At 68.3% G+C, this 11,149-nt stretch carries 11 protein-coding genes; 8 read left to right on the top strand and 3 right to left on the bottom strand.

Going from position 1 to position 11,149, the window contains the following annotated elements; genetic code table 11:
- The first annotated feature begins 107 nt into the window (after positions 1–107).
- The 8 genes from AB0O76_RS11495 (at position 108) to AB0O76_RS11460 (ending at position 7,430) form a co-directional block, all read left to right on the top strand.
- On the top strand, positions 108–752 hold the full coding sequence (locus tag AB0O76_RS11495) for an HAD family hydrolase (protein WP_365488044.1): 645 nt from the start codon (positions 108–110) through the stop codon (positions 750–752).
- Between the two features lie 83 nt (positions 753–835).
- Entirely contained in the window at positions 836–2,053 is a 1,218-nt protein-coding gene (locus AB0O76_RS11490; RefSeq protein WP_365488041.1) for an MFS transporter, read from the top strand.
- Complete coding sequence (locus AB0O76_RS11485) at positions 2,004–3,176, top strand: acetoin utilization protein AcuC (protein WP_365488038.1); 1,173 nt, start codon at positions 2,004–2,006, stop codon at positions 3,174–3,176. Before AB0O76_RS11490 ends, AB0O76_RS11485 begins: the two co-directional genes overlap by 50 nt.
- A 512-nt stretch (positions 3,177–3,688) precedes the next feature.
- Positions 3,689–4,504 carry a phosphatase gene (locus tag AB0O76_RS11480; RefSeq protein WP_365488101.1) on the top strand — a complete coding sequence of 272 codons (816 nt, stop codon included), beginning with the start codon at positions 3,689–3,691 and terminating at the stop codon, positions 4,502–4,504.
- Positions 4,505–4,636: 132 nt separating this feature from the next.
- Positions 4,637–4,846, top strand: coding sequence for a helix-turn-helix domain-containing protein (locus AB0O76_RS11475; RefSeq protein ID WP_362996452.1), 210 nt, complete (start codon positions 4,637–4,639; stop codon positions 4,844–4,846).
- Between the two features lie 125 nt (positions 4,847–4,971).
- Entirely contained in the window at positions 4,972–5,070 is a 99-nt protein-coding gene (locus AB0O76_RS11470) for an AURKAIP1/COX24 domain-containing protein (RefSeq protein WP_003948845.1), read from the top strand.
- A gap of 234 nt (positions 5,071–5,304) precedes the next feature.
- Positions 5,305–6,351, top strand: a complete 1,047-nt coding sequence (locus AB0O76_RS11465) for an NAD-dependent epimerase/dehydratase family protein (RefSeq protein ID WP_365488034.1) — start codon at positions 5,305–5,307, stop codon at positions 6,349–6,351.
- Positions 6,352–6,365: 14 nt separating this feature from the next.
- A complete protein-coding gene (locus AB0O76_RS11460) occupies positions 6,366–7,430 on the top strand; it encodes a lysophospholipid acyltransferase family protein (protein WP_365488031.1) in 1,065 nt (354 codons plus the stop codon).
- An 85-nt stretch (positions 7,431–7,515) separates the two neighbouring features.
- Here AB0O76_RS11460 and AB0O76_RS11455 read toward each other — a convergent pair whose 3' ends face one another.
- The 3 genes from AB0O76_RS11455 to AB0O76_RS11445 form a co-directional block, all read right to left on the bottom strand.
- A complete protein-coding gene (locus AB0O76_RS11455; RefSeq protein ID WP_365488028.1) occupies positions 7,516–8,748 on the bottom strand; it encodes a DUF5667 domain-containing protein in 1,233 nt (410 codons plus the stop codon).
- A gap of 267 nt (positions 8,749–9,015) precedes the next feature.
- Positions 9,016–9,807: an ECF subfamily RNA polymerase sigma factor, BldN family gene (locus AB0O76_RS11450; RefSeq protein WP_365488025.1), complete on the bottom strand. Its 792-nt coding sequence runs from the start codon at positions 9,805–9,807 to the stop codon at positions 9,016–9,018.
- A gap of 325 nt (positions 9,808–10,132) precedes the next feature.
- A complete protein-coding gene (locus AB0O76_RS11445; protein ID WP_365488022.1) occupies positions 10,133–11,086 on the bottom strand; it encodes an HAD-IB family hydrolase in 954 nt (317 codons plus the stop codon).
- Positions 11,087–11,149: the final 63 nt, after the last annotated feature.

Below are 11,149 nucleotides of genomic sequence, written 5' to 3'. Positions count from 1 at the left end.
ACTGCAGGGGGGACCCTGTGGGAGAGTAGGACGCCGCCGAACTATTTGTAGAGAAAACCCCCGCACCGGGATACGGTGCGGGGGTTTTCTGCGTTTAGGGTCGCAGTATGCGATATGAACTGGTCATCTTCGACAATGACGGCGTCCTCGTGGACAGCGAGCCGATCTCCAACACCATTCTTGCCGGATATCTGACCGAGCTCGGTCACCCCACCACGTACGAGGACTCCCTGCGCGACTACATGGGGGCCGCCATTCATCGCGTACACGACCTCGTTCTTGAGCGGAGTGGGCAGCGGTTGCCTGAGGATTTCGACTCGATCTTCCACTCTCGTGTCTTTGCCGCCTTTGAGCGGGAGCTGGAGCCTGTGGCGGGTGCCGTCGGGGTTTTGGAGAAGTTGGTCGCCGGCGGGGTGCCGTACTGCCTGGCCTCTTCCGGGAGTCATGAGCGGATTCGGGTCGGGCATCGGCGTACCGGGCTTGACCGGTGGTTCGACGACGAGCGGATCTTCAGCTCCGAGGATGTGGGGCGGGGCAAGCCGGCGCCCGATCTCTTTCTTCATGCCGCCGAGCGGATGGGTGTAGTGCCCGAGAAGTGTGTGGTGGTCGAGGACAGCCCGCTGGGGGTGCGGGCCGCTGTCGCAGCGGGGATGGATGTGTACGGGTTCACGGCGATGACGCCCGCCGAGAGGCTTTCCGGGGCCACGGAACTCTTTGGGGACATGGGGGAGTTGGCGGATCTACTCGTGTGACGGTGGGGGATCGCTGCATCACGGGCAGTTGGGTGTGTGATCTATCTACCCACCGGTAGTCAAAGGTTCTACTCTCAGCAGCCATGACGGACGAGCTGCGGCGCGGCAGGGCCCCTTTGGCGTTGAGCTTCCTGGTGCAGGGGGTCACGTTCGCGTTGCTGGTGACGCGGATTCCCGCCATTCAGGATCGGTACGGGATATCCGACGGCCTGCTGCCGGTCTTCCTCGCCGCGGTGCCGATCCTCGCCGGCGTCGGGAGCGTCGGCACGGAGTGGCTGGTCAAGAGGGTGCGGCCCAGCCGGGTGCTGCGGTGGTCGCAGCCCGTAGTGCTCCTGGCGCTGCTCGGGGTCGGTGCGGGGGACGCCCTGTGGCAGGTCGCCGTGGCGCTGGGGGCTTTCGGGCTCGCGGTGGGGGCGCTCGACGCGGCCATGAACATGCTCGGTGTGAGCCTGCAGCGGGCGTACGGGCGCAGCATCATGCTCGGGTTCCACGCGGCGTACAGCCTGGGCGGGATCGCGGGGGCGTCGATCGCTTGGGCGGGGGCGCACTGGGATCTTTCGCTCTTCGTGTCGTATCTGCCGGCGGTCGTGGTGCTGCTGCCCGCGGCGTTGGTGGGGAGTCGCTGGTACGTCGATGCCGATGCTGGCGCTGCGGTGGGTGACGCCGGTGAGCGGAAGGGCGGGCCCGTTGTCTTCAAGCTGCTGCTTCCGCTCTGCCTGGTGATGACCTTCGCGTACATCGGTGACTCGACCGTCTCCAATTGGAGTGCGAAGTATCTGCAGGACGTCCTGGGGAGTTCGGAGGAGGTCTCGACCGTTCCGTACAACGTCTACATGGTCATGACGCTGCTGGGGCGAGGGCTCGGGGACTTGGGCGTGCGGCGGTTCGGGGCCGTTGCGGTGGTGCGGGTCGGGTCGGTGGTGGCTGCGCTCGGGTTCGCTGTCGTGGCGGCGGCGCCGGGGGCGTGGACCGGGATCTTGGGGTTCACCGTGCTGGGGCTTGGGCTGTGTGTGATCGTTCCGCAGACTTTCGCCGCGGCGGGGAGGCTGTTCCCCGGGGCTTCGGATGCCGCTGTGGCGCGGCTCAATGTCTTCAACTACGTGGGGTTTTTGATCGGTTCGCCGTTGGTGGGTGCGCTGGGAGATGCGTGGAACTACCGCGGGGCGATGCTCGTTCCCATGGTGTTGGTGCTCGTGACCTTGTTGTACGCCCGGTCCTTCGCCCCCGGAGCGGACCGATACGGTGACGGGCATGAGCGGCCGCGCACAGTTGATGTGGGACGAGGCAGTAACGGGCTATGACTTCGGTCCTGAGCACCCCATGGACCCGGTCCGGCTCGCGCTGACCAGAAGTCTGGTCGGTGCCTTTGGGCTCGACCGTGAGATGGATGTCGTCGCGGCCAAGCGTGCCGGTGACTCGACGCTGCGGCTCGTGCATCGCGAGGACTATGTGGAGGCGGTCAAGGCCGCGTCCGCCGATCCGGCGTCGGCGGACGGCAGTTATGGCCTGGGCACTCCGGATGATCCTGCCTTCGCGGGGATGCACGAGGTGTCGTCGCTGATCGCCGGGCAGTCGGTGGGGGCGGCCGAGGCGGTGTGGCGTGGGGAAGCGCTGCATGCGGTCAACTTCGCGGGTGGGCTGCACCATGCGATGCCGGGGGCCGCTTCGGGGTTCTGTATCTACAACGATGCGTCGCTGGCCATCGCGCGGCTGTTGGAGCTGGGCGCCGAGCGGGTCGCGTATGTGGATGTGGATGTGCATCACGGGGACGGGGTGCAGGCTTCTTTCTGGGACGATCCGCGGGTGCTGACGATTTCGTTGCACGAGCATCCGCGGACGTTGTTTCCGCAGACGGGGTGGTCCTCGGAGACGGGCTCTTCCTCGGCGGAGGGGTCTGCCGTGAATGTGGCGTTGCCGGCGGGGACCGGGGATGCGGGGTGGATGCGGGCGTTCCACGCCGTGGTGCCGGAGTTGCTGGCGGACTTTCGGCCGCAGGTGCTTGTCACTCAGCACGGGGCCGATACGCACTTCGAGGATCCGTTGGCGCATCTTGCCGTTTCGCTGGATGCGCAGCGGGGGGTGCAGGTTGCCTGTCATGAGTTGGCGCATGCGTACGCTGAGGGGCGGTGGGTTGCGCTCGGCGGGGGTGGCTATGCCGTGGTGGATGTCGTGCCTCGGTCGTGGACGCATTTGGTCGCTATCGCTGCGGGACGGGAGATTTCGCCCTCCGAGGTGATTCCTGAGGCCTGGCGGCAGGAAGTGTTCGCTCGTACGCGGCAGTTGGGGCCTGCGCGGATGACTGATGGGCGGTGGCCTGTGTCCTGGAAGGAGTGGGAGGCGGGGTATGACCCTGCCGATCGGCTTGACCAGGCGGTGTTGGCTGCGCGGCGTGCGGTGTTTCCGTTGCGGGGGTTGTTGGCGTAGGGGGGTGCCCTGCGGGGCTTTCCCCAAGCCCGCCCCTTCCCGAAACTGGGGCTCCGCCCCAGGCCCCGTCCCTCGGCGTGGGCGCCTGGTCTATCGGTGCTCGGTGATGGTGCGTTGTGCCCACCCGTTCCGCCGTGCGGAACGCCTGCCCACATCGCCGGGCGGCCAGGGTGGGAAGGCGCCTGTGTGGAACGCCTGGCCACGGCGGGGGCGGCTAAGGCGGCCAGGGTGGAATGGCGGTGTGCGGAGTCTGCCCACAATGCCGGGCGGCCAGGGTGGGAAGGCGCCCGTGCGGAACGCCTGGCCGCAGTGGCGGGCGGGTTGGGTGGGGAGGTGTGTGGGGCGACTGTGCACCATCAGCGCGGGTTGGTGGGGTGGTGTGCGGGGCGACTGGCCGCGTGCGTACCGCAGAGGTGGTGTCTTTGCGTGAGGGTACGTCTCGTTACGCCAACTGTGGGGGTTTTCCGGGGTTTTGGGGGTATCGATGGGTGGGATGCGTCAGCATCGGCTGGGTGTTGAGCACCGGCGCCCTGCGGGCGCATCTGTTGGCGGCTCGGTTGGCCGGGCCTGTGGCCACGTCTCGGGAAGAGAGTCTGCGGAGTTATCGGCTCTTCGCGGCCCGGGATCCGCGGATACTGCTGGGGCTCGATCCTGAATGGAGCTGGGAATCGCGGGACTTGCTCGGGCTGATGGCTGACAAGTGTGGGGTGTCCGCGGATCCCGGGCACACCACGGGGGCCGATGTCATCGACCCCGAGCGGACGTTGGCCGCGCTCGACGCCTTCGCCGAGCGGCTCTCGGATGCCGTACAAAGGAAGCTTCCCGTGCTCTTCGGGACGGGGCATCCGCACCGGCTGCTCGGGTTCTACGCCGCGTTGGCGGACGCCTTGTCGGCGGCCGGGTGCACCGTTCTCACCCCCGCGCAGGGCAACAGTGTCGACATAACGACCCGGTTCGGCCTACGCACGTACAACCTTGACTACGTACAAGGAGTCGCGCTGGTGCGGGAACCCGGCGTGCGTCCCACCGGGAGTGAGACCGGCGCACACACCCACTCACCGCTCCCGGTTCGGGCCGTCCTCGCGGCCGCCGCGGAGGGTGATGGGCCCCTGCCCGAGCTGGTCATCGGGGACCACGGATGGGTCTGCGGGGCAGGTCAGCTGGGGTTTGAGGCGATCGGTCTGGCGGATACGGATGATCCCGCGCTGTTCGTCGGAGAGGCCGAGGGGCAGGTGTCCGTCGTCGTTCCGCTTGATGACGCTGTGCGGTCTGATTACTACCGACCGCTTACTCGCTATGTACTCAATCGAGCGTGTCTGTCACAGTAGGCGGCCGATGGCTGCTCCTCTTCCCCACTCGCATCATCCGCCCCTAGTCTGGGGAGTGAGCGCGCAGAGACGAAGAGTCACCGGAAGGGGAAGCCGGTGCCCGTCATGTGCGGAAGGTTCAGGTGGGGTGTCATGGCTGCTGAGCAGAGGCCGCTGAACGAGGTTGCGTTCCTGACCGTGGCGGAAGTCGCCGCGGTGATGCGAGTGTCCAAGATGACCGTGTACCGCTTGGTGCACAGCGGTCATCTGCCCGCCATCCGGGTCGGAAGGTCCTTCCGGGTTCCGGAGCAGGCGGTTCACGAGTACCTCCGCGAGTCCTATGTAGGAGTCGAGGCGGGCTGACAGAAGTCCCTCGATCCCCCTCGATTACGTCCCTCACTCAGAGGCGGGTAGGCTAGGCCGACGTAGGTCGTGTGGGCCCAGTCTGCTGCCCCGCACTTAGTGAAGAGAAGTGAGCGAGGGTAGTCGTGGGCTCTGTTATCAAGAAGCGGCGTAAGCGGATGGCCAAGAAGAAGCACCGCAAGCTGCTGAAGCGCACCCGCGTTCAGCGTCGCAACAAGAAGTAAGCGACAGCTGACATAGCGCGCCCCGAAGCCCTCCCGTCATCCGGCGGGAGGGCTTCGGCGTTTTCCGCGGAGTTTCCGGGGTTCACCTGGGCTTTTGTGGGCCTCTGGTGTGGCTGTCGTCACTTCCTGCATCAGGCGGTCATCACAGCGCAACATCGACCCGCTAGCGTGTGCCGGGAGCGTGCTGACGGTGCGCGGCAGGACTTCGAGGGCTGGGGAAGGCAGGCGCTGATCTTGGGCAAGGTCGTGCTCGTGACCGGGGTGGCCCGACAACTGGGCGGGCGGTTCGTCCGACGCGTCCAGCGCGACCCGGAGGTCGACCGGGTGGTCGCCGTGGACGCGGTCCCCCCTGAGCACCATCTGGGCGGCGCGGACTTCGTCCAGGCCGACATCCGGCAGTCCGCGATCGCCAAGGTGCTCGCCGAGTTCTCCGTGGACACGGTCGTGCACATGGACGTCACGGGCACCGCGCTGGCCGGCGGCAGCCGCGGGTCACTCAAAGAGACCAACGTCATCGGCACGATGCAGCTGCTCGGCGCCTGCCAGAAGTCGCCGACGGTCAAGCGCCTCGTGGTGAAGTCGTCGACCAATGTGTACGGCTCCGCGCCGCGCGACCCGGCGGTCTTCACCGAGACGACGCCGCCGAAGTCGCTGCCCAGCGGTGGCTTCGCCAAGGACACCGTCGAGGTCGAGGGGTACGTACGCGGATTCGCGCGGCGGCGCCCTGACGTGGCGGTGTGTGTGCTGAGGTTCGCCAACATCCTGGGCCCGGCCGCCGACTCCCCGCTCGCCGAGTACTTCTCGCTGCCGGTCCTGCCGACCGTCTTCGGTTACGACCCGCGGCTGCAGTTCGTGCACGAGGACGACGCGATCGAGGTGCTCCGTCTGGCCGCACGCGACCCGCGGCGCGGCACGCTCAACAGCGGCACGTTCAACGTCGCGGGCGACGGCCTGCTGCTGCTCTCGCAGTGCTCGCGGCGGCTCGGGCGCCCTACGCTCCCGGTGTTCATGCCCGCCGTCACCTGGGTCGGCCAGGCGCTGCGCACGCTGGGCGTCACGGACTTCTCGCCCGAGCAGATCAGGCTGCTCACCCATGGCCGTGTGGTCGCAACACGGCAGATGCGCGAGACACTGGGCTTCCGGCCCAAATACACGACCGCGGAGACCTTCGCGGATTTCGTACGCAGTCGGGGTCCCGGGCTTCTGCCGCCGCAGGCCGTCGCCGGGGCCTTGGACCGGATCGCCACGCTGCCCTTCGTGGGCAACCACAGCGCCAACTGAGGAGAGCGTCAACGATGGCGGACGCCAAGGTCATTCCGTTCGACGACGACCGGTCGCGCGGGGGCGCTCAGCGCCCGACGCGCCGCAGGGTCGCGACCCTGCGCAAGAACGATCCGGCAGCTGTCCGTGAGGTCACGGCCATGCCGGCGCAGCAGGACGGCGAGCCGGGCGTGGAGCGGGCCGAGCCGGCGCCTTCGGCGGAGCCGAAGCAGGGAGCCGCACCCGAGCCGCGGGGCGGCGGTGGCCTGGAGAGGCGCATCGCGGGCGGGCTCGCGTTTCTGCGGCGGCGGCTGACCGGGGAGTACGAGGTCGACGACTTCGGGTACGACGAGGAGCTCACCGACCAGGTGCTGATGTCCCTGGTGCGGCCGCTGTACGAGAAGTACTTCCGCGTCGAGGTGAAGGGCATCGAGAACATCCCTTCCGACGGCGGGGCGCTGATCGTCGCCAACCACTCGGGGACGCTGCCGCTCGACGGCCTGATGATGCAGGTCGCCGTGCACGACAACCATCCGCAGGAGCGGCATCTGCGGCTGCTCGCGGCGGATCTCGTCTTCATGCTGCCGGTGGTCAACGAGCTGGCCCGCAAGGCCGGGCACACGCTGGCGTGCGCGGAGGACGCCGAGCGGCTGCTCGAGCGGGGTGAGCTTGTCGGGGTGATGCCGGAGGGGTTCAAGGGCATCGGGAAGCCGTTCAGCGAGCGGTACAAGCTGCAGCGGTTCGGGCGTGGCGGGTTCGTCTCCACCGCGTTGCGGACGGGGACGCCGATCGTTCCGTGCTCGATCGTGGGGGCGGAGGAGATCTACCCGATGATCGGGAACGCGAAGACGCTGGCGCGGGTGCTCGGTTTTCCGTACTTCCCGATCACGCCTACGTTCCCTTGGCTCGGGCCGCTCGGGGCGTTGCCGTTGCCGACGAAGTGGACGATTCAGTTCGGGGAGCCGATTCCCACGGATGGGTATCCGCCGGAGGCCGCCGAGGATCCGATGCTGATGTTCAACCTGACGGATCAGGTGCGGGAGCAGATTCAGCACACGTTGTACAAGCTGCTGGTGCAGCGGCGGTCCGTGTTCTTCTGAGAGTTCGTCTGAGGCGGCAGTCCGTTGCGCTCATGTCTGAGGGGCCAGATCCATGCGGATCTGGCCCCTCAGACATTGCTTGGTGCTATTTCGTGTCCTCGCCCGCGATCTCCAGGCCGGGCAGCAGGCCCGGCAGGATCGGTGGGATCGTCACGTCCGGCTTGGCCGAGGGGGTTTCCTTGTCGGAGGTGCCGTCCGACGGGGTCGGGGTCACGTCGGACTTCGGCGGGTCAAGGAGGCCGCCCGTGCTGCCGCCGAGCAGGCCGTCGTCCTCGCCCTTGCCGTCCGACTTCGACGGATGCGGCTTGCTGTCGGTGCTCGAGCCGCTGCCGTAGGAAGACTCGGGGACGGAGGTGTGGTCCGGGGTGGAGGAGCCGGAGGAGCCCTGGCTGGGCCGGTCCGGGGTACGGCTGGTGTCCGGGGTGCGGCGGGGGAGCAGGGAGCGGAGCGGGTCCACTTCCTGGTCCATCGCGTCGAAGACCGAGTTGACCTGCTCGCCCACGTCGCCCAGCTGGACGGGCAGTCGGCTCTGCAGGTCGCTCCAACTGCCGCGGTGCGACTCGGAGAAGGCGGACAGGGCCTGGATGGGGCCGAGCGAGCCGTCCCTCTCGTACGCCTCGTGCAGCAGGCGGTGGCCTTCCGTGACGTCGTGCTGCATGCCGGAGAGCGCTCGCCTGACCTCGCCGAGGGACTCGTGGTCGAGGTCGCCGGTGCGGCCTCGCTCCATCAGCCTGCGCGCCTCGTTCAGCCGGGTCGAGGCGTGGTCGAGGTAGATCTCGCCCTTGTCGCTGTCGCCGTCGGCCATGCCGAGCTTGAGGTCCTCCATGCCCCGCTTCAGGCCGTACAGCGAATCGCCCGGGAGTGCGTCCGAGCTGGCCGCGGCCACTCCGCTGAACGCCCCCGCCGCCACTCCGACGGTGAGCCCGCCCGCGGCGATGCCCTTCGACAGGCGGGAGCGTGGCTTCAGTTTGCGCAGCCCCGTGGCCCGGTGCGCGCCCTTGCGGGACCGCTGCTCGGGCACGGATGTGCCGGTGGTCCCGACGCCCGCGGCCGTGCCCTCGAGGAGCATGGCCTCCATGGCGGCTACGAGCTGGGCCCGTTGGACCACTTTGACCTCGGGATCAAGCTCCGGCTTCGGCAGCTCGCCGAGGCCGGTCGCCAGGGTCAACATCCGGTCCGGGGCTGCCTCTTCGGACAGCGCTGGATCGGGTGTGACGGAATCGTCGGTCTGCTCGGCCGCCGGGTCCTGGTCGGAATGCTCCTCCAGGGCCTGGGCGAAGGCGTTCGCCCGCCGGTGTGCCGATACGTTCGCGATCACTGGCGGCACCTCCTCTCGTCATGACGGTCGACTCCCCAGGGGGTCCTGAGGGTTGCACACCTTGAGCACATCCACACGAATGAGTGAGCGGAGGTGATCAGGGAGCGACCACAGGGAGCCTGCATCCCGCACAACGAGCGTCGCGGCACTTGGGTTACGGACGGAGGATGATCGGACCACCAGAAGTCCGTGGCGGCCATCTGGCCGCCACGGAAGGTGAGTTGAGCGTCACCCACGGCTACGGACGGCCGTCGGTGGTCCGTGGCGTCAGCGTGCGTCATCCGGCAGGAGCCGGGCCAGGGTACGGACGGCGCGGTACTGGAGGGTCTTGATCGCGCCCTCGTTCTTGCCCATCACCCGCGCGGTCTCGGCGACCGAGAGGCCTTGCAGGAAGCGCAGTGTCACGCACTCCTGCTGCTGGGGGTTGAGGCGGCGCACGGCGTCGAGCAGTGCGGCGTTCGAGAGGGACTCCAGGACGGAGTCCTCGGGGCTGCGCTCGACCTCGTTGGCGTCGAGCATTTCGCCGGTGGTCACTTCGAGGCGGAAACGGCTCGACTTGAAGTGGTCGGCGACCAGGTTGCGGGCGATCGTGACCAGCCAGGCGCCGAAGTCGCGGCCCTGCCAGGTGAACGTACTGATGCGGCGCAGGGCGCGCAGAAAGGTCTCGCTGGTGAGGTCCTCGGCGGTCGCCTTGCCGCCGACGCGGTAGTAGATGTAGCGATAGACCGTGTCGCTGTACTGGTCGTAGAGACGGCCGAAGGCGTCGGACTCGCCGGCCTGGGCGCGCTCGACGAGATCCATCATGCGTGCGCTGTCGCTGTCCGCGGCGGGACGGCGGTGGGTGGTGGGGGTTGAGGTGGCGGCGGCAGAACGGGCTCGTCTGCTGACCGCCGCGCCGCTGTCCGCCAGGGCGTAGAGCGGCCCGGCGGGTGTGGGGACGGCAAATGCGGGGACGGCGGGGCCGGCGTACGCGGTGGGGACGAAGCCGCGCAAGCGGTCGGCGACCGTTGCGCGCAGCGTAGCCAGGCCCGAGGCGTCAACCCCGACGTGTGGGTACACGGGACTCCCAGAGGCAGAGCTTCCATCACGTGCAGTGCGGGACCTTTCACCCGTCGTAGCGACGCGTGGGGTCCGTTATGCGTCTGAGGAGAATAACGCTTCGTACAGGCGGTGCTACACCCAGTTGCTTAAATCACCGATTACGTCGCTTGTGTTGCCGATCCGTGCCCGTTCAAGTAGCAGACAGTGAACGGTTGTTGATCAGGTTGGTTCACATTCCGTCTAAGCACGGGGCGTGTTGTGGCCGAGTGCTACCAACGGGACTGGCGGGAGGCGCGACGGGGTAGGACCGAGCGAATGTGACGCGGCTGGGCCGGAGGGGCGATCAGTGGCGGCGGCGGTGCAGGGCGATCGCCGCGGCCGTGCCGCCCGCGATCGCGCCGACGCCCGCCGCGGCGGGGATGCCGACCTTGGCGGCCTTGCGGCCGGTGCGGTAGTCCCGCAGGCGCCAGTCCCGCTCGCGGGCATGCTTGCGCAGCTTGGCGTCGGGATTGATCGCGTACGGGTGTCCGACGAGCGAGAGCATCGGGATGTCGTTGTGCGAATCGCTGTACGCGGCGCAGCGGGCCAGGTCCAGGCCCTCCGCGGAGGCGAGCGCGCGCACGGCCTCGGCCTTGGCGGGGCCGTGCAGGGGTTCGCCGACGAGCTTGCCCGTATAGACGCCGTCCATGGACTCGGCGACGGTGCCCAGCGCGCCGGTCAGGCCGAGGCGGCGGGCGATGACCGTGGCGATCTCCACCGGCGCGGCCGTGACCAGCCAGACCTTCTGGCCCGCGTCGAGATGGGCCTGGGCGAGGGCGCGCGTACCGGGCCAGATGCGCTCGGCCATGTACTCGTCGTAGATCTCCTCGCCGATGGACATCAGCTCGGCGACGCGATGGCCCTTGACGATGGACAGGGCGCTGTCGCGGGCGTCCTGCATGTGCTCGGGGTCCTCGACGCCCGCCAGCCTGAACCACGCCTGCTGCCAGGCGAATCGGGCCAGCTCCTGGCGCTCGAAGAACTTCCGCTTGTAGAGGCCGCGGCCGAAGTGGAAGATCGCGGCGCCCTGCATCACGGTGTTGTCGAGGTCGAAGAAGGCGGCGGCCTTGTCGTCGCCGACGACGGGGAACTCCGGCTCCTGATCCTGTTCCCCGGGCGCGGCGGCCGCGGCGGCCTCGTCGAGTTCCTCCAGCTCCTGGGAGGACTTGCGCGCTGCCTCAGCCGAGGCCTCGCCTGCCAACACGCTCCGCGCCGTGGCGGAGCGCCTACGGGGGGTGAGCCATCCGAGAGCGGCCATGCCGTGAGCATAGCTAGTTCGTTCGGTCGTTCCGGCGTCGGCAGGATTCGACCCTGTGAACTC

Origin of the sequence: Streptomyces sp. NPDC086554, from assembly GCF_040686095.1 — a bacterium.
In the GTDB taxonomy this organism is placed as follows: Bacteria; Actinomycetota; Actinomycetes; order Streptomycetales; family Streptomycetaceae; genus Streptomyces.
The sequence above is the reverse complement of the archived record's forward strand: the minus strand, read 5'-3'. Positions and strand labels throughout refer to the sequence as shown.